Source organism: Geoanaerobacter pelophilus, from assembly GCF_018476885.1.
Taxonomy (GTDB): Bacteria; Desulfobacterota; Desulfuromonadia; order Geobacterales; family DSM-12255; genus Geoanaerobacter; species Geoanaerobacter pelophilus.
Map to the genome: position 1 here is coordinate 1 of NZ_JAHCVJ010000004.1, position 14,678 is coordinate 14,678.

The 14,678-nt window shown below is 51.5% G+C and carries 32 protein-coding genes; 29 read left to right on the forward strand and 3 right to left on the reverse strand.

Features of this window, described 5'->3' with window-relative positions; all coding sequences use genetic code 11:
• The 3 genes from KI809_RS10465 to KI809_RS10475 all read left to right on the forward strand — a co-directional run.
• Positions 1-79 (forward strand): iron-sulfur cluster-binding protein (locus KI809_RS10465; RefSeq protein WP_214171844.1); only part of this gene is annotated, 79 nt, incomplete at its 5' end.
• 31 nt (positions 80-110) lie between these two features.
• Positions 111-329: a hypothetical protein gene (locus tag KI809_RS10470; RefSeq protein ID WP_214171514.1), complete on the forward strand. Its 219-nt coding sequence runs from the start codon at positions 111-113 to the stop codon at positions 327-329.
• 4 nt (positions 330-333) lie between these two features.
• Positions 334-1,665 (forward strand): radical SAM/SPASM family putative metalloenzyme maturase, encoded by a 1,332-nt coding sequence (locus KI809_RS10475; RefSeq protein ID WP_246559355.1) that lies wholly within the window; start codon positions 334-336, stop codon positions 1,663-1,665.
• Positions 1,666-1,791: 126 nt separating this feature from the next.
• Here the strand turns inward: KI809_RS10475 and KI809_RS10480 are convergent, their stop codons facing one another.
• From KI809_RS10480 to KI809_RS10490, 3 genes are all read right to left on the reverse strand, one after another.
• Positions 1,792-2,121, reverse strand: a complete 330-nt coding sequence (locus KI809_RS10480) for a hypothetical protein (protein WP_214171515.1) — start codon at positions 2,119-2,121, stop codon at positions 1,792-1,794.
• A 292-nt stretch (positions 2,122-2,413) separates the two neighbouring features.
• A complete protein-coding gene (locus tag KI809_RS10485; protein ID WP_214171516.1) occupies positions 2,414-2,986 on the reverse strand; it encodes a helix-turn-helix domain-containing protein in 573 nt (190 codons plus the stop codon).
• Positions 2,987-3,319: 333 nt separating this feature from the next.
• Positions 3,320-3,505 carry a hypothetical protein gene (locus KI809_RS10490; RefSeq protein ID WP_214171517.1) on the reverse strand — a complete coding sequence of 62 codons (186 nt, stop codon included), beginning with the start codon at positions 3,503-3,505 and terminating at the stop codon, positions 3,320-3,322.
• A gap of 24 nt (positions 3,506-3,529) precedes the next feature.
• Here KI809_RS10490 and KI809_RS10495 point away from each other — a divergent pair, with 24 nt between their 5' ends.
• The 26 genes from KI809_RS10495 to KI809_RS10615 all read left to right on the forward strand — a co-directional run bounded on the left by KI809_RS10495 (position 3,530) and on the right by KI809_RS10615 (position 14,675).
• Positions 3,530-3,847, forward strand: a complete 318-nt coding sequence (locus KI809_RS10495; protein WP_214171518.1) for a hypothetical protein — start codon at positions 3,530-3,532, stop codon at positions 3,845-3,847.
• The gene (locus KI809_RS10500) at positions 3,840-4,340 is read left to right on the forward strand and encodes a hypothetical protein (protein WP_214171519.1); all 501 of its coding nucleotides are present in this window, start codon (positions 3,840-3,842) and stop codon (positions 4,338-4,340) included. The genes KI809_RS10495 and KI809_RS10500 overlap by 8 nt, the downstream gene beginning before the upstream one ends.
• Complete coding sequence (locus KI809_RS10505) at positions 4,337-6,580, forward strand: Mu transposase C-terminal domain-containing protein (RefSeq protein ID WP_214171520.1); 2,244 nt, start codon at positions 4,337-4,339, stop codon at positions 6,578-6,580. Before KI809_RS10500 ends, KI809_RS10505 begins: the two co-directional genes overlap by 4 nt.
• Before the next feature lie 71 nt (positions 6,581-6,651).
• Positions 6,652-7,431, forward strand: a complete 780-nt coding sequence (locus KI809_RS10510) for an AAA family ATPase (RefSeq protein WP_214171521.1) — start codon at positions 6,652-6,654, stop codon at positions 7,429-7,431.
• Complete coding sequence (locus KI809_RS10515) at positions 7,428-8,036, forward strand: hypothetical protein (protein WP_214171522.1); 609 nt, start codon at positions 7,428-7,430, stop codon at positions 8,034-8,036. Before KI809_RS10510 ends, KI809_RS10515 begins: the two co-directional genes overlap by 4 nt.
• A complete protein-coding gene (locus KI809_RS10520) occupies positions 8,036-8,389 on the forward strand; it encodes a hypothetical protein (protein ID WP_214171523.1) in 354 nt (117 codons plus the stop codon). Before KI809_RS10515 ends, KI809_RS10520 begins: the two co-directional genes overlap by 1 nt.
• Positions 8,386-8,586, forward strand: a complete 201-nt coding sequence (locus KI809_RS10525) for a hypothetical protein (RefSeq protein ID WP_214171524.1) — start codon at positions 8,386-8,388, stop codon at positions 8,584-8,586. Before KI809_RS10520 ends, KI809_RS10525 begins: the two co-directional genes overlap by 4 nt.
• Positions 8,583-8,723 carry a hypothetical protein gene (locus tag KI809_RS10530; protein WP_214171525.1) on the forward strand — a complete coding sequence of 47 codons (141 nt, stop codon included), beginning with the start codon at positions 8,583-8,585 and terminating at the stop codon, positions 8,721-8,723. Before KI809_RS10525 ends, KI809_RS10530 begins: the two co-directional genes overlap by 4 nt.
• 3 nt (positions 8,724-8,726) lie before the next feature.
• On the forward strand, positions 8,727-8,861 hold the full coding sequence (locus tag KI809_RS20710; protein ID WP_281416906.1) for a hypothetical protein: 135 nt from the start codon (positions 8,727-8,729) through the stop codon (positions 8,859-8,861).
• Positions 8,862-8,889: 28 nt separating this feature from the next.
• Complete coding sequence (locus KI809_RS10535; protein ID WP_214171526.1) at positions 8,890-9,696, forward strand: DUF3164 family protein; 807 nt, start codon at positions 8,890-8,892, stop codon at positions 9,694-9,696.
• A 10-nt stretch (positions 9,697-9,706) separates the two neighbouring features.
• A complete protein-coding gene (locus KI809_RS10540) occupies positions 9,707-9,892 on the forward strand; it encodes a hypothetical protein (RefSeq protein ID WP_214171527.1) in 186 nt (61 codons plus the stop codon).
• Positions 9,892-10,167, forward strand: coding sequence for a hypothetical protein (locus KI809_RS10545; protein ID WP_214171528.1), 276 nt, complete (start codon positions 9,892-9,894; stop codon positions 10,165-10,167). Before KI809_RS10540 ends, KI809_RS10545 begins: the two co-directional genes overlap by 1 nt.
• Complete coding sequence (locus KI809_RS10550; protein ID WP_214171529.1) at positions 10,164-10,373, forward strand: hypothetical protein; 210 nt, start codon at positions 10,164-10,166, stop codon at positions 10,371-10,373. Before KI809_RS10545 ends, KI809_RS10550 begins: the two co-directional genes overlap by 4 nt.
• Positions 10,373-10,558, forward strand: a complete 186-nt coding sequence (locus KI809_RS10555) for a hypothetical protein (RefSeq protein WP_214171530.1) — start codon at positions 10,373-10,375, stop codon at positions 10,556-10,558. The genes KI809_RS10550 and KI809_RS10555 overlap by 1 nt, the downstream gene beginning before the upstream one ends.
• A gap of 82 nt (positions 10,559-10,640) precedes the next feature.
• On the forward strand, positions 10,641-10,934 hold the full coding sequence (locus KI809_RS10560; RefSeq protein ID WP_214171531.1) for a helix-turn-helix transcriptional regulator: 294 nt from the start codon (positions 10,641-10,643) through the stop codon (positions 10,932-10,934).
• Positions 10,935-10,943: 9 nt separating this feature from the next.
• Positions 10,944-11,255, forward strand: a complete 312-nt coding sequence (locus KI809_RS10565) for a hypothetical protein (RefSeq protein WP_214171532.1) — start codon at positions 10,944-10,946, stop codon at positions 11,253-11,255.
• Positions 11,256-11,286: 31 nt separating this feature from the next.
• Positions 11,287-11,481 (forward strand): hypothetical protein, encoded by a 195-nt coding sequence (locus KI809_RS10570; RefSeq protein ID WP_214171533.1) that lies wholly within the window; start codon positions 11,287-11,289, stop codon positions 11,479-11,481.
• A gap of 57 nt (positions 11,482-11,538) precedes the next feature.
• Entirely contained in the window at positions 11,539-11,721 is a 183-nt protein-coding gene (locus KI809_RS10575) for a hypothetical protein (protein ID WP_214171534.1), read from the forward strand.
• Positions 11,708-11,911, forward strand: coding sequence for a hypothetical protein (locus tag KI809_RS10580; RefSeq protein WP_214171535.1), 204 nt, complete (start codon positions 11,708-11,710; stop codon positions 11,909-11,911). The genes KI809_RS10575 and KI809_RS10580 overlap by 14 nt, the downstream gene beginning before the upstream one ends.
• Before the next feature lie 94 nt (positions 11,912-12,005).
• The gene (locus tag KI809_RS10585; protein WP_214171536.1) at positions 12,006-12,206 is read left to right on the forward strand and encodes a hypothetical protein; all 201 of its coding nucleotides are present in this window, start codon (positions 12,006-12,008) and stop codon (positions 12,204-12,206) included.
• Positions 12,207-12,367: 161 nt separating this feature from the next.
• The gene (locus KI809_RS10590) at positions 12,368-12,832 is read left to right on the forward strand and encodes a phage protein GemA/Gp16 family protein (RefSeq protein WP_214171537.1); all 465 of its coding nucleotides are present in this window, start codon (positions 12,368-12,370) and stop codon (positions 12,830-12,832) included.
• A complete protein-coding gene (locus KI809_RS10595; RefSeq protein ID WP_214171538.1) occupies positions 12,829-13,152 on the forward strand; it encodes a hypothetical protein in 324 nt (107 codons plus the stop codon). Before KI809_RS10590 ends, KI809_RS10595 begins: the two co-directional genes overlap by 4 nt.
• Positions 13,153-13,370: 218 nt before the next feature.
• The gene (locus KI809_RS10600) at positions 13,371-13,829 is read left to right on the forward strand and encodes a D-Ala-D-Ala carboxypeptidase family metallohydrolase (RefSeq protein ID WP_214171539.1); all 459 of its coding nucleotides are present in this window, start codon (positions 13,371-13,373) and stop codon (positions 13,827-13,829) included.
• Positions 13,830-13,850: 21 nt separating this feature from the next.
• On the forward strand, positions 13,851-14,066 hold the full coding sequence (locus tag KI809_RS10605; RefSeq protein WP_214171540.1) for a hypothetical protein: 216 nt from the start codon (positions 13,851-13,853) through the stop codon (positions 14,064-14,066).
• Positions 14,063-14,470, forward strand: a complete 408-nt coding sequence (locus KI809_RS10610; RefSeq protein WP_214171541.1) for a hypothetical protein — start codon at positions 14,063-14,065, stop codon at positions 14,468-14,470. The genes KI809_RS10605 and KI809_RS10610 overlap by 4 nt, the downstream gene beginning before the upstream one ends.
• Positions 14,463-14,675: a TraR/DksA family transcriptional regulator gene (locus tag KI809_RS10615; protein ID WP_214171542.1), complete on the forward strand. Its 213-nt coding sequence runs from the start codon at positions 14,463-14,465 to the stop codon at positions 14,673-14,675. Before KI809_RS10610 ends, KI809_RS10615 begins: the two co-directional genes overlap by 8 nt.
• Positions 14,676-14,678: the final 3 nt, after the last annotated feature.

The following is a 14,678-nucleotide window of genomic DNA, read 5'->3' on the forward strand; positions in this document are numbered from 1 at the left end:
TGTGGGCAATGTCTATGTCTGCAAGGACGGACCGGTCTTTACCGCTAAACAGGTCAAGGAGATGCCGCAGGAGTTCTGAGGCGGCAACCGGTATAGCAAAGGAGCTAGCAATGGGCCGCAAACGAAAATATACCAAAAGCTATGTCATTTCGATCCGTGTCTCTGAAGAGGAGTTCAAGGATCTTAATTTGATTATGGAAACCATGCAGATCAAACGGGTATCGGACATGATGCGCCAGGCGCTCGGCTGTTTCAGGGACAGTTCGGCATCATACTGCAGACCAGTGATAAAAAGGGGCAGGCTCCAACCGCTCCGAAACTTTGCATAGCAGCATGCGATTATCCATTACTTCAGAGATGAAGGGCGTTCACCCCATACGCAAAAAAGCGCCGTCCAAGCTGTTTGTCGAAGTAACAACTCGCTGCAACCTCAACTGCTTCATGTGCGTCAAACAAAACGGCGTTGATCCCCAGTGTGAAGGAGATATGCATCAGGAGCTATTCGCCCGCCTCACTCCGGCATTGACCGGCCTTGAAACGCTGGTGCTCAACGGCATCGGAGAACCACTCCTGAATCCGGAACTGGAAACCTTTATCAGACAGGCAAAAAGGTTCATGCCTGCAGGTAGCTGGATCGGCTTTCAATCCAACGGCCAGCTGCTCACTAATCTGCGCGCCTCTTCTCTTATTGATTCGGGACTTGACCGGATCTGCCTTTCTGTAGATGCAGCGCTCCCCGACACCTTTCAACGCGTCAGAGAGGGCGGCGAACTGAAGGATATGGAGCACGCTTTTCAGGCCTTACGCCGGGCAAAGATCCAATGCCAACGCCCTGAAGTCAAGGTAGGGATCGAATTCGTGGCCATGCGCAGCAATATAAACGAACTCCCGTCGGCATTGCGCTGGGCGGCGCAACAGGGAGCCGACTTCGCCATCATCACCCACCTACTACCCTATAGCGACAAGCACGCGGTTGAGGCTGCCTACAGTACCTGCTCTAGCCAGGCCATTGACCTGTTCAACCGCTATCGCACGCTCGTTGCCTCTCAGGGGCTCGACATCTACCGGTATCTGGAAGCGCGTTGGAAATACATCCGGACAGAGCAAGAACAGCAGCTGGTTAGGCTAGTTGAGGAGATGAAGCAGGAAGCAGACCGGAACAATCTCTTTATCGACATGAAACGCTTACTGAACCTGGATGCACATTGGGCCTATCACGTGGCGACAGTCTTCGCTGAAGCAGCATCCGTGGCGGAGCGATGTGGTATAGAGCTGCACCTCCCTGCAGTGACATTGCAAGAGCAGCGTCATTGTAGTTTTGTCGAAGACGGAGGGGTCTTTGTCTCATGGGACGGCAACATTTCCCCCTGCTATTTCCTCTGGCATCGCTATAACTGCTTTGCCAGCGGCTGGCAGCAGAACGTCCGGCCGAGGGTCTTCGGCAACCTGCAGCAGCAAGGTATCCTTGAGATATGGAACAGTAATGCCTACCGGTCATTCCGCGAGCAGGTTATCGGTTACGACTATCCCACCTGCGCCAACTGCAGCCTCGCGCCCTGCGACTATGTTCAGACAGAGGAATTTGCCCAGGACTGCCATATCCGCGAGGTCCCTTGCTGTGAAGAGACACATGCTAGGCATAATACCGGGATAAGGTGGGATTAAACGGGAATCAGCGGGACGGCTTATCTAGTGCGGAGTTGAGCGAAAAATCGTGAAAAAATTTTTCCGTCAGATGGACACATGGCATTTTTCATTTTTAGAGTTCTGGACACATGGTTTACTAAATAATCAATTACAAAATCGCTGCCATATAATATCAAAATCTTTAACTTGTTCCTGAAGGTAAGTCAGATCGGCTTTCCCTCCTGAAATAAACTTTTGAAAGCCAGATTTGCCACCATAGCCATTTTTAGAATTTACTTCACCACAAGTCATTGGTATGCCATCAACCCCTTTATGGAAATACACGTTACGGAATTTTACTGATTCGGGATCTTTTAGTTTAGCTTTAACAGATACCTTCCCTTTATCTATCCATACTATCTTATCAGGGCTTGTGGCCGCAAATACTGTAGGGCATGAAAATATAACCATAATCAAAACTATAAAAATATTCATAAACAATCCCCTTTGCCAGCAACGCCCTGGACATGGCGTAATATATAACAGGAGGCAGTTAGGTTATGAAACAGCAGTACAATGCATTATTGGATGCACACAAGTTACGGATAATCAGAGACCATGTTGACAGATTGATAGGCAGAATCTCGCCTGTATACCTATTAATAATAATACTTCATCTAATTAACCCAACATGCATCAAACCATTCCTTGTGAATTTAAGAACCAACCTTGGGCGCATGACGGATGAAAAGCTTGATAAAATCATATCAGACTTAAACACCAACGACTATTCACCTTTATCGCGTTTTTCAATAAAAGCAGCTTCAAATGAGCCCCAAACATCCAAAGCCCCATGATCAACAACTGCCTGTGACTTAATAGGCAATTCCCCTAATTTTAACCACCTCAATCTAACCCCAAACTCAAATGCCACCGCCCGGATCACTAGACCCGAAACCGGGCGGCCCGCCTTTATTTTGACTAGTTCAATTTCGTCCATACCTAGCCGGTTACAGAACTCAGAGTCATCCAGATCGAACACACTCATCAGTTTAAGAATGCGCTGGTTTAGCTCTGGCAGCTCATTGTATGGCAGCGGGTCTTCCTTAGCATTACTTGCGATGTTAAATACTTCAGGTTCAGGATATGGAACATTTCTCCGCATCTCCCCTTCGCCAATAAGAAGCCAAGATGGATTTATATCAGGATAAAGCTCCAAAATATATTTCAAATCATCTGCATTTGGTACACCTTCCCCTCTTTCCCATCGTCCTAAGGTGTTTTTATTAACCTTTAATAGAGACGCAAATACATCCTGCTTCTCATTTCCTCTTACTTGCCTTAACCGATCACCGATCATAGTTTGGTTCCGTTTTTTTGTTTCCACCTAAAAAAAGAAAATCGGAACTTTCCCCTCTTTTCCCCAAGTGGTTCCTGAATGCATAAAATAGGCATAAAATTAAATAGTTACTTATATATTGGTTCCGAAAATAAGATTAAAAAATTTCGGAACCTTTTTTTAGGTTTGACACAACCAATTTATTGGTTTAGTGTTGTCTAAAATTAACTACACACTTAGACCAAATAAACAAGAAAAAGGGACAAGAAATGACCGCGAAAAAAGCTCTACCTGGCACCACTATCTACGCACCAAAACAACAGGACGGCACCGGCGGAACCCTGGTCTACACCCCTAAACCCCGGACTTGATATGGTCTTGAGCTTCGGCAAGGACCTTATAAGCGGTTGTTATCATGTCTCCCATCATAGCCATCGCCTGGGAGTTTTCACGGGTTGATCCGCCGCAGCGGATATCCCCATTAGCAATAAAGGCAGCAGTAATCGTAACGGCATGGGTAAAGAGTTTTTCATTAAGCATAGGACACCTCCAAAGGATAAAAACATGAACGACATTCAGCGATACTTGGGTTTACGCAACATCACCTGCCAGCAGATAGCGAACGCCACAGGGATCGGTTATCACAGCATCCAGAAAACCGTAAAAGGACTTCGTCGCTGTGTCCGGATCCGAGCCGCCATCGCCGAATATCTGGATCTTGATCACACCAAACTCTGGGGTCGCGGTTCCGTTTTATACCTGCGCGCCCAGATCGCCATCGAAGCCGGCCGCCAGGCCGAGAAAAAGCGACAGGAAATAATCAAGAAATATGCCCCGGATGCCAGAAATATAGCCGCAAAACGGAAAGCGGTCAATGTCTAACAATAAACAAAAAACAGACACACCCGCCGGACAGCTCAGCCTGTTTGAAGCCATCATCATGCAGGAGATATCCGTGCAGAATAGTCCGGTGCCCGGCAGCCTCAATATGCGGCATCAAATCATAGCTGCATTGAAATATGCCCTGAGGCACGCTGGTAAAAGCCGGGAGCAGGTTGCAGATGAAATGACCAACCTCACCGGTGAAGTAATTACTGATGACATGATCAGCACTTGGTTGGCATCGTCCAAACCAAAACACAGATTTCCGCTCGAATACCTCCCTGCTTTCCGTCGCGCCACCGGCTGCATGGAACCGCTCAACGTAACATCTCGCGCTTGCGGAGCCTTCTCACTTCCCGGTCCGGACGCATTAAGGGCAGATATCCGTAAGCTTGACGAACAGAAACAGGTCAAAAAAGAAGAGGAAAAAGCTATTGATGCCGCAAAACGGAGGCTTGAAACACTTTTGCAGGAAGTGGAGGGGAAACGGTGAGCGAGCTGACTGCTGCAGAAATAGCCAAAGCCCTTAAAGTTACTGACAGAGCAATTAGGAAGCGTGGCTGGCGCGCAGTCAATGAAACAGGCGTTGCTCGGTATAATATCCACACCATTGGCCTGGACAATAAAGAGATAACGCGCATCAAAACATATCTAAAACGCCAAAATCGGCATCATGTGCAACTGCCAGTAATTGCCCAGGATGAAACCGAAGCCCAAAAAGAAGCCCAACGCCTCGAAGCTCGGCAACAAAGCGCCTCCCAGTTTGCGGCCCTTCCGGCCTGGCAGAAACGGGCAGCGGCCGCCAAACTGGAGATCATCAAAGCCTGCACCAGGTATATCAACGACTGCGCCCTCGCCAAAATAGAGGGCCAAAACTCCTTTGCCCACGAATACGCCCTTGGCAGGATAGATGTCGCACCCTGGGTGCGCTCCGAGATCCGGCAGTTTCACCCGCAAACCCTGCGCGACTGGATCAAAACCGAGTACGAACTCGGCTCCATGGGCCTCGTAGATATGTACGGCAACCGCAAAGACCAGAGCAAGATCGAGACCTTCTCCCCTGACGGCAAAACCCAGCCGATGGTCGATATCCTGGTAGCCCTGGTTCTTAAACACCCGCGAATTCGCGAGAAAAAAGCCAACGAGGCGCTTCGCGGTATCCTGCTGGAGCGCGGCATTCATGATGCCCCGCTGGTCAGCGACAAATCGGTCATGCGCTTCATGACGAAATGGAAGAGCCAGAACCGCGACCAGTACGAGATCGCTTGCAACCCTGACAACTACAAGAATAATCGCCAACCTGCCTTTGGCTCGCGGTCAGAAGGGATTACCGGGCCAAATCAGCTCTGGGAGATCGACGCCACCCCTGCCGATCTACTGCTCACCGACGGTCAGCGTTACAAAATCATCGGCGTCACCGATGTCGGTACCGCCCGCCTTAAATACTACGTCAATGTAACTGAAAAAGCGCGTGACAACGCTTGGGCCATCCGCAACTGCATCCTCGACTGGGGTGTGCCATGTAATGGCACCCTGGTCACCGACAATGGATCTCCTTATATCGGCGGACACTTCACCCGGATCCTGCACGACCTCGACATTGATCACCATGTCTGCAAACCGTTCTCCGGAGATGAAAAACCGCATATCGAGCGGAGTTTCCGCACCTTCAGCCATGACCTGATCGAGCTGACTCCTGGCTATTGCGGCCATAGCGTTGCCGATCGCAAAGAGATTGAATCGCGCAAATCCTTTGCCCAGCGCCTCATGAAACCTGATGAGGTTATCGAAGTATCAGTAAGTGCCGCCCAGCTGCAGCAGTTCATCGACCGCTGGACCGCTGCCTATCACAACTCCAAACACGATCGCCTCGGCAAAACACCCAACCAGGCGCTTGCTGAGTGGCCGCATGCCATCCACAGGATCAGCGACGAACGCGCCCTGGATATGCTCATGGCCGAAGCCGTCCGCCGTGGTAACCGGCTGCCAACCATCGGCAAAAAAGGGATCCGCGTCAATGGTGGCGTGTATATCCACCCTGCTCTCGGTATCCATGTCGGCAAAAAGTGCCGCGCTTTCCAGGATCCTGCCGACCTCGGCCGCATCATAGTCCATCTGATGAACGAGCATGGTGTTTGGGAGTTCCTCTGCATCGCCGAGGATCCGAACCGCACCGGCATCTCCATGGCCGAGGTCGCCAGTGTCACCCGAGCCTTGCATACCCAGCACAAGAAAGAGATTGCCCGGCTTAATCGTGAGGCCAAAAAGGCCATTAAGGGTGTTGATATCGTTGATGCGGTACTCACCTACCGCGAACAGGAAAACGCCCAGGAGCAAGGGAATGTCACCTATTTCCCTCGCCCGAGCGTCGAGTACTCCACGCCCGGCCTCCAGGCCGCAGCCGATGCCAGGGCCGCTATCGACGGCCGAAACAGCATGGAGCACGCTATTGAGATCGAAGCCAAGCGCCTCACTGCCATCCCGCAGCCGCCGGTCCAGGACGAACTAGTCCAAGCGCACCCACGCAAAATCGTCCCATTGCCACAGAAGCCTAAAGGATTCCAGGTACCCGAGGATCGGCAAGCTCGGTGGGATCTCTGGCAAGAGTTGCATGCCCGCATTCTCGATGAAGACGACACAATCAGTGACGATGAGATTCGCTTCTACACCAGTTTCAGAAAATCCGCCACCTGGGCCGCATTCAATAAAATCATGCAGTCCGCCATAAAATGAAAAATCCCCGCCGGAGGCCACCGACAGGGATTTAGGGCAATTGCCCAACTACTATAAAAGGAGGTTTTACCGTGACACAACCTGCAACAAATGTCAATCAGATCGTCTCCCTCGACCCCAACACCGCAAATCTGGTCAATGTAGGCCTAGCTTTAGAGGCCGTTGAATCGGTATTGAGCCGCAGCAGCCATTTGCCCGGCGCAGTAACATTCACCGGTTTTTCTGGCTTCGGCAAATCACTTGCCATGGAGTATGTCGCCCAGCAGTACCGCGGCTACTATGTGGAGTTCCAGGACAACTGGAGCAAAGCGGATTACATCAAGATGCTCATGTTTGTCATGGACATCAAGAAGCTCAAAGGATGGTCTGAAAATGACTGTGTTCAGGCCATTATCGACGAACTTGGTGCCAGCCGTCGGCCGCTGATCATCGATGAGTTCGACCAGCTGATCGACCGCAAGCATGTCGGATCGAGCCTTGTAGCGCTTACGCTCAACATCATCAAGAAGAGTGGCGGTTCCGTCATTCTTGTCGGAGAAGAGCTTCTCCCCCAAAAAATAAGGAACTATGAAAAGTTCGACAACTGCATCTATGGCCGTTATCTCGCCCAACCAAGCAAGCTCAACGACTGCCGTATCCTGGCCCGTCACTACTACCCAGAGTTGGAGATGCATGACGATCTACTCGAAGCCGTGGCCACCCGATGCAAGGGAATCACGCGTCGAATATGCATCAATCTCGATCGTTTTGCCGTAGAAGCCCGTGACCTCGGCATTACCAGCGTCAGCTTATCCGAAGCCGGCAAACTCATTACGACCGGCGAAGCCACCAAACCACGGAGCCTTAAATGAGCCGCAAACCCGCAGATAAACTGCGGCCCAACGAAACCAGACAGGCTATCTGGGATTGGATACGCAAGAACGGCTCAGTTCCGTTCATGGTCTTGGATGTCGAAGTGCGGCTCTCATTGGCCACTGTTCGAGATTATCTCACTGGGCTATGTAATGCAGGTTTCCTGGAGTGTACCCCTAGCCCGTTCCTCGGTAGGCCTGCAATCTACAAGATGAAAAAGGACAATGGCCAAGAGGCACCCAGGGTGCGCAAGGACGGCACCCCGGTCACCATGGGATTGGCACGGGAAAAAATGTGGATCGCTATGGGGATCCGCGCCCAGAAGGGTCACACCTTCACCGCCCGCGACCTCACCGTCGGCTCCACTAAAGATATTCCGGTCTCAGAAGTCGATGCCAAAAGCTACTGCAGCGCCCTGCATCGGATGGGCCGCCTGGTTGAAGTCGAGCCCGGCTCTCCCGGCAAACTCACCATCTACCGCATGCCGCGCAATAAATGGACTGGGCCGAAGCCGGTCCAGATCCAGCGCACCAAGCGCGGCTTTGATCCCAATACCGGCGAGGCGTATCACCTCGACGTAACCAGTGTTGAAGGGGGCGAGTGATGAATCTTGACCCTGAATACGTCCTGGGACTTCTGCAAAGAGCGGTGATCGAGCGCAACAATCCCAAAACCGGCAATGGCGGGCAAAAGCGCGTCGGTGATGAGTTGGGTTGTAGTGGCAGCTTGGTAAATCAGTTGTTGAGCGAAACGTATCCCAACCCTGAAGAGAAGTGGTATCCGCTCATCGTAGAACACTATGGCAACGAAACCGTACAGTGCCCCACCCTGGGAGAGATCCCGCTTATCCGCTGCACCGAAGAGCGCAATAAACCGGCCGGAGCTCCTAGTGCCTTCTATGCTCGCCAGAGAAGGACATGCCGTAACTGCCCAAACAACGGAGGTGCCAAGTCATGAAATGCCCCAAGTGCAAAACCGGCTTCCTGATCCCGGAGCGTGACATTTACGGCAAAACTCAATCTATCGGCTGCATTAACTGCGGCGATCGCAAATTTAGGGATGTGGTGATCCGTAGGCCCACACCAGTCGATCAAAACGGGCTCACCGGCGCCAAAGGTGCCACGATCAAGCGTAACCGTGGAGGTAAGCCATGACTCCCGAATTCCGCTGCAGTAGATGCGAAACGCTTCTGGATGTAACACCGGACAACATGCACACCGACGGCTTCACTGTCGAGCCATGCCCCCGCTGCATAACCTGTGACGGGTGCATATACCAAGAGGAGGATTAAACCATGCTTAAACGCATCTTAAAGCACCTTGCCGCTCGACGTGAATGGAACCGAACAAAGCGATTATTAAACGACCGCGCCCGCAGCCGCTGCCTGGTCAGCTTGCTCTACGCTAACGGCGTCCTGCGCCAGATATAACTCAATCAAACACAGATAGGAGATAACAGTGGATTTCTACAGCTACTCACCAGCATTCGGCATGGAATACCATCCAAGTAAAGAAGCCGCCATAGAGGCCGCCACCGAGGGGATGAGACTTACCCACCATGATCAAATAAATCAAGTGACCTGGGGCGAGGTTACCGAACGCGGCGTCGACACAACAGCCGGGGCCGTCCTTAAACGTCAGGACCGGCTCACTTACGAAGCGGCATATCCCCAGGTTGTCAATGGCCGCATGGAGGATGCCGCAGGGAGTCTGGTCCTTTTAAAGAACATCCGTGAGACCGACCTCCTGGAGCACGATCTGGTGCTCTCCATCGCGGCGATCTGGAAAGGGCTGGCCGGTAAGATAGCGCGGTTCAAGGAACATAACTTCAGTGACGTTACCACCTTTGTTGATTTGCTCTTTGAGAAACACAACACCAAGCGAGGCGGCACCCAGGGGAATATGACCTTTGGCACCTTCGATCGCAAGTTCAAGCTTGTAATCGCCATCCAGAAGACTCTCGACTTCGGTCCAGAGATCGAGGTTGCCAAGGCCAAGATGCTGCAGGCTGCCAGAGAGATGGGGAACGGCAGCCAGCTTGAGGGCATTGTGACTGCCACCCTTACCCAGGTTGACGGTAAACTGCGTGTCGCTGAGGTTTTGCGCCTCTGTCGGCATAAGGTCGACAATGACACCTGGAATGAGGGCGTAGCTATCATTAAAGACGCCATCAATGTCGTGAATAGCAAAAAGCAAGTTCGGATGTATGAGCGAAACGATCAAGGTGCTTACGTTGCCATTCCGCTTGATATAGCGGCAATATAAGGGGGAAGCCATGAGTGAACTGATTTGCTCAACTTGCAATAGTTCTGAAATCGAAGACGACTGCACCGTTCCCGGATTGATTCACAAAGTTTGCGCGCGGTGCGGCGCAACCCTGGCTACCGTGGGTGGCATCAAGACGCTGACCGATGCCGTCCGGGAGCATAGCCGCCTGTATGGGATCAAGGAGGCCGCGTAATGTGTAACTGCAGAACAACACTCGAATCTGATGAGCAGGGTTCCATTAAGGAGTTTCTCGCCAAACATCATAAGGCCACCATCAAGCGCTCCAGTTTTAAGGAAACGGCATTCCCGATAGTTAAAAGCAAGGACGGTAGCACGAAGATGTTATGCGTGACCTATTCAACACTTAATGTCGAAACCAATAAAAAGAAAAAACCTATCGACGTCACCATTATGCACTCGTTTTGCCCCTTCTGTGGGGTCAAATATGGCCAGGAGGCGGCAGTATGAAAGCGCCATACTACCTGGTCACGGCCAGCTGCCGCAACAATCGCTGCAAACAGTTTGGCAAGCCATTCACCAAACAGCGTAAGACCCTGCGCGGCATGAGCACCAGCGGGGCCTTCTACGATATCAGCCAACTGGCCTGCCCGGAATGTCGCAACTGGAGCGATATCAGCAACCGAGAATATGTTGGGAAAAGGGAGGCCGCGTAATGTTGATGCGTGAAAAAGAGATCGATCACATTGAAACGATCGGGGATCTGAGGGCAGCCATAGCTGATGTGCCAGACGATACCCCGCTTGAGGATTGTATGAATGCCGGAATGTGCCTCATTTATCACGATGGCAAAACACGGCCCGAAGAGCCTGATTCTCCGGCGTATGTCGAATATCGGTAAAACAGTTTGATCATTGAAAGCAGGGGCGCATCGCCATGCGCCCTCTCTTTGAGGGATCAAGCAAAAGCCAAAGGGAAACCGCGTGCAAAAACCAGTTAAAAAAACAAAAAAGCGCCAAAACTGCACGCACATGACCGGCGCAGAATTAAAGCAGCTGCGCCGTGAAATAGGCATTGGCACCTGCGATATGTACCGCCTACTCGGCCTACCGCGTCGCACCTACCAGGACTACGAAGCTGGCAAACGCGGCATTCCAGAGAGTGTGGCGATAGCAGCCAAAGAGGCCCACCGGAGAGACCGGGAGTTTTTTGCCTCTTTGCCTGACCGGATCGATGCCAGGATCCTGAAGCAGTTCCCGGACGGGCTTATAAAGTAAGGAGCGGATATGTTTATAAGCAGAGAAGAAAAATTAGTGTTGAAAAAGCATAAGCACAAGCAACTTTTAAATATGTTTCGCGGTGTTTTGACAAGGGTATCTGGATTAAAGCAAGGCACGCTGAATGTCGATGTCTCTGCCCATTTTCAGGATACTGGATTTAGTTTTGACATAACTGTTTTTACCCTCCGTGGGGATAACACGTCGTTAACTATTTATGATTTTTGGGAAGTTAAACAATCTCAAAATCTTGTTGACGCTTATATCTTAGCGATAAAGACAGGAAATTTCGAAAAAGTAAAGACTGTGGGTAGGCTTTAACGGCTGGTCATGTGAGGCCACGGAGGGTGTAATGGCAAAAGAAACTATTATGAGAATGGCTGCCGAGGAAGCATATCAATTACTTCAAGCGGCAATGGATAAAATTATGTCAGCGGAGCATTTCCCTGAACAGGCCAGTAGGGAGGCAATTAACAAGCAACTCCGTGAGGCTGGGGATTTACTCTGTAAAGCAAATAATTGGGTTTACGCCATCAAGAGCACATAACATCCAGCACAGCGGCTTGCCCGCTGTTGCGTAAGTTAATAAACGGTGAGGTTTCACATGCCAAAAATGAAAGAACACCCTCGATACAACATCATCAGCACCAGGATCGATGATCACCTTCATGCCGATGTGGTAGCCGCTGCCGGAGATAACCTCTCCAACTATTTACGGCTCGCCCTGGAGGAGAAGATCATCCGCGATCAGCAGCGTGCCTTGGACGCACACCTTGCCGATTGCTGATTATGACTATATCGAGCGGGTGGGAATCATGGAGTACTGCGGCCGGCTTAATCGACGTGACGCCGAGCGGCTGGCCTGTGAGCGACCGTGGGACAGTGACAGTAGTTGGGGTATACCGAAACCTCGACAAATGAGTCTTGGTGAAGGGACACCTGCAGAAGATTTTTTCAGGATGTCGTGGAGTAAGTAATGGTACGCATTGACGACAGCGGATGGTGGCAGCTAGAGCTGGATGACGCCGAAATCGAGGGGGGGGGGGGGTGCCTTCCCCACAGGAGAAGGGAATGAACGAACTAGAGCTGCTCATAATCGGTTTTGCCATGGGCTATTTCTGGGCCATATACCGTGCCGAGAACATCAGGATATCCGGTGTGAAAGTCTACTCAACTATCAACGCCAAAGAGTTCTGGACGCAATTGGAGAAATGGGCAAGAGAAAACCCTGAAAAGCCCACAATGGAGAAACTCGATGAAAAAGAAAATTGACAAGCACGGTGACCACCTCTTTGGATGTGAGTGTAGGGAATGCACAAAAACAAATGCCACTTGTCCGGAGTGCGGGACGAAATATTGGACTGACCCAGAACGGCCTGAAATGGAAGAGTGTCATCACTGTATGTGGACACCTTTTAAACAAGGATTAAACCATGACTAAAACAGCCCTTAAAAGTGATAAATCTCCCCGCCTCAAGCTCTATGGTCGCATTCATAGCCTAATGGCCGAGGGGAATATCTCAGATGAAATCTACCGAGATATCCTCTTCGTAAACTTCGACGGCGCTGAGTCAAAATCCAGCCTCAGCGAGCGCCAGCTCCTGCAGCTTATCCAGCACCTGGAAACTCTGGTACCAGGTAAACAGCGCCGCTCATACCCAGGCCGGCCGCATAACATGAATCGTCCTGGTCAAAGCCGGACCGACCAGCTGGAGAAGATTGAGGCCCTGCTTACCATCGGCAAGCTACCCTGGAGCTATGCCGATTCAATTGCCAAACAGATGCGCCTGGCAGACAAAGTCGCCTGGGTAAAGACGGAAGATCTCTATAAAATTACCACCGCCCTGCGTAAACGGGCACAAAAAGAAGGCTGGGACCTCTCAGGAGAAACAAAATGACAAAATGGCATGAGTACATCAAGATCGAAGATCTGCCCGAAGATTACCAGTTAATGGCCGGATCTATAGGGCTGGAGAACGTCATTAAGCTCACTAACGACCTGCCGAAGGTCTATATATACCTGAAAGGTGCCGATAAACTGTTTCTTCCTGCCAAACGTCAATACATCCTGGATGCGTTTGCCCAGGCCGGCCCCGACAATAAGTTCAGGCCGCGTAAGGTTGCTCTCGAAACCGGATTGTCTGTAGATTACGTCTACAAGCTGCTCAACGAAAGCAGCGGCCCCAAGCCAAAACAGGATGAATTTAATTTTGATTGACAGTCGCAACCGTTTGGCAGTATAGAGGCGAAATACCCCGTAACCCCGCTATCCATGCGGGGTTTTTTTATTTTAAATAAATGATCCCCCCGCGATTACTCCGTACTATCCCCCTCAATTGAATTACAACCGACCGCCGGCATCCCCGTTGCCGACACCAGGCGGAACAGGCGTCGCGGATACGCCTGAACCGCCGCGGTCCATTCCTGGGGGGAACCATGAAACTGACGCGTCATTTCACTTCGGATGAATTCATTGTCTCTCAAACCGCGGCTCGGCTCGGGATCGATAACAGCCCCACGCCTGAAGTCATTGCAAACCTGCAGCTTGTGGCTTTGGTTCTGGAAAAAGTGCGGGAGTATTTCGGCAAGCCGGTCTTGGTCTCCTCTGGTTACCGCTCCCCAGCCTTAAACGCGGCGGTTCCAGGCTCATCAAAAACCAGCGCCCACAGCAAAGGATTGGCCGCTGACTTTACCGTGCAGGGAGTCTCCAACCATGATGTTTGTAAATGGATTGCTGAGAACATTAAAGAACTGGACATTGACCAGGTGATTTATGAATTCGGAGTCACCGGCTGGGTGCATATAGGCCTTGCCGCTACCCCTCGCTATCAGATGCTCTCCGCTATTCGTGGCGACGGCGGCAAAACTGTTTATGTAGAAGGCTTTAGAGCCTGACAAACTAACTGGAGGAACCTTATGTCAAAGAAAAAGCTTACCACTCGAATCAAAGAAAGCAGCTGGAAAACCACGCTGGCCGGAATCCTTACCCTTGCAGCTACCGGTGCCCAGGCATACGGCGCAGTCAGCGGTGACGCAGTCGCCAGCAGCGTACCATGGACGCAGGTAGCGGGCATGATCGGACAGGCCCTTGTCGGCAGTGGCCTGATCGTTGCCAAGGATGCCGGCAAATGATCAAGCTGTACGCGCCCGACAGTTATGTCGCCGCCTCTGCTGCGGTCCGTTGCCAGGTTGTTAATGGCTGCGGACCGGGCGGCTGGAAGGTAGACCTCATCCCTGACACCATGTGGGGATTGAGCGTTGCCCCGGCTTGCGACATCCACGATTGGATGTACGCCACCGGTCAGACCATAGCCGACAAAGACGAGGCTGACCGAACCTTCCTCAACAACGTGCTGCGCCTCATCGATGGCGCCGACGGATGGTTCAATCAGCTCTGGCTGGTCAAAAAACTCAGGCGGCTCCGAGCACGTGAATATTACGAGGCAGTCCATCTGTTTGGCGGCCCGGCGTTCTGGGCGGGCAAGAACCCGGATACTCACCTGATTGCCGCTTGTGAGGCTAGCGCCCGTGCCTGACGACATGGACCTCTGCCAGCAGATCAACCAGGAGCGGATTGACGACGCCCTTGCCGACCATTACCGCCGGAGAGTAACCGGCACTAGCCTTACTCACTGTGTTGATTGTGGCGATCCTATTCCGGCGAAACGGCAAATATATTCACCAGGCTGCTGCCGGTGCGTGGCGTGTCAAACTGACTTTGAAAACAGCTTTAAAGGGTGATTT

Excerpts from the sequence above, each read along its gene's own strand:
- KI809_RS10530 (WP_214171525.1), top strand. The coding sequence starts at position 8,583 with ATGACTCCCGAATTCCGCTGCAGTAGATGCGAAACGCTTCTGGATGTA.
- KI809_RS10515 (WP_214171522.1), top strand. The coding sequence starts at position 7,428 with ATGAGCCGCAAACCCGCAGATAAACTGCGGCCCAACGAAACCAGACAG.
- KI809_RS10475 (WP_246559355.1), top strand. The coding sequence starts at position 334 with ATGCGATTATCCATTACTTCAGAGATGAAGGGCGTTCACCCCATACGC.
- KI809_RS10480 (WP_214171515.1), bottom strand. The coding sequence starts at position 2,121 with ATGAATATTTTTATAGTTTTGATTATGGTTATATTTTCATGCCCTACA.
- KI809_RS20710 (WP_281416906.1), top strand. The coding sequence starts at position 8,727 with ATGCTTAAACGCATCTTAAAGCACCTTGCCGCTCGACGTGAATGGAAC.
- KI809_RS10590 (WP_214171537.1), top strand. The coding sequence starts at position 12,368 with ATGACTAAAACAGCCCTTAAAAGTGATAAATCTCCCCGCCTCAAGCTC.
- KI809_RS10485 (WP_214171516.1), bottom strand. The coding sequence starts at position 2,986 with ATGATCGGTGATCGGTTAAGGCAAGTAAGAGGAAATGAGAAGCAGGAT.
- KI809_RS10600 (WP_214171539.1), top strand. The coding sequence starts at position 13,371 with ATGAAACTGACGCGTCATTTCACTTCGGATGAATTCATTGTCTCTCAA.
- KI809_RS10500 (WP_214171519.1), top strand. The coding sequence starts at position 3,840 with ATGTCTAACAATAAACAAAAAACAGACACACCCGCCGGACAGCTCAGC.
- KI809_RS10555 (WP_214171530.1), top strand. The coding sequence starts at position 10,373 with ATGTTGATGCGTGAAAAAGAGATCGATCACATTGAAACGATCGGGGAT.
- KI809_RS10490 (WP_214171517.1), bottom strand. The coding sequence starts at position 3,505 with ATGCTTAATGAAAAACTCTTTACCCATGCCGTTACGATTACTGCTGCC.
- KI809_RS10550 (WP_214171529.1), top strand. The coding sequence starts at position 10,164 with ATGAAAGCGCCATACTACCTGGTCACGGCCAGCTGCCGCAACAATCGC.
- KI809_RS10575 (WP_214171534.1), top strand. The coding sequence starts at position 11,539 with ATGCCAAAAATGAAAGAACACCCTCGATACAACATCATCAGCACCAGG.
- KI809_RS10545 (WP_214171528.1), top strand. The coding sequence starts at position 9,892 with ATGTGTAACTGCAGAACAACACTCGAATCTGATGAGCAGGGTTCCATT.
- KI809_RS10540 (WP_214171527.1), top strand. The coding sequence starts at position 9,707 with ATGAGTGAACTGATTTGCTCAACTTGCAATAGTTCTGAAATCGAAGAC.
- KI809_RS10585 (WP_214171536.1), top strand. The coding sequence starts at position 12,006 with ATGAACGAACTAGAGCTGCTCATAATCGGTTTTGCCATGGGCTATTTC.
- KI809_RS10595 (WP_214171538.1), top strand. The coding sequence starts at position 12,829 with ATGACAAAATGGCATGAGTACATCAAGATCGAAGATCTGCCCGAAGAT.
- KI809_RS10570 (WP_214171533.1), top strand. The coding sequence starts at position 11,287 with ATGGCAAAAGAAACTATTATGAGAATGGCTGCCGAGGAAGCATATCAA.
- KI809_RS10525 (WP_214171524.1), top strand. The coding sequence starts at position 8,386 with ATGAAATGCCCCAAGTGCAAAACCGGCTTCCTGATCCCGGAGCGTGAC.
- KI809_RS10470 (WP_214171514.1), top strand. The coding sequence starts at position 111 with ATGGGCCGCAAACGAAAATATACCAAAAGCTATGTCATTTCGATCCGT.
- KI809_RS10520 (WP_214171523.1), top strand. The coding sequence starts at position 8,036 with ATGAATCTTGACCCTGAATACGTCCTGGGACTTCTGCAAAGAGCGGTG.
- KI809_RS10495 (WP_214171518.1), top strand. The coding sequence starts at position 3,530 with ATGAACGACATTCAGCGATACTTGGGTTTACGCAACATCACCTGCCAG.
- KI809_RS10610 (WP_214171541.1), top strand. The coding sequence starts at position 14,063 with ATGATCAAGCTGTACGCGCCCGACAGTTATGTCGCCGCCTCTGCTGCG.
- KI809_RS10605 (WP_214171540.1), top strand. The coding sequence starts at position 13,851 with ATGTCAAAGAAAAAGCTTACCACTCGAATCAAAGAAAGCAGCTGGAAA.
- KI809_RS10565 (WP_214171532.1), top strand. The coding sequence starts at position 10,944 with ATGTTTATAAGCAGAGAAGAAAAATTAGTGTTGAAAAAGCATAAGCAC.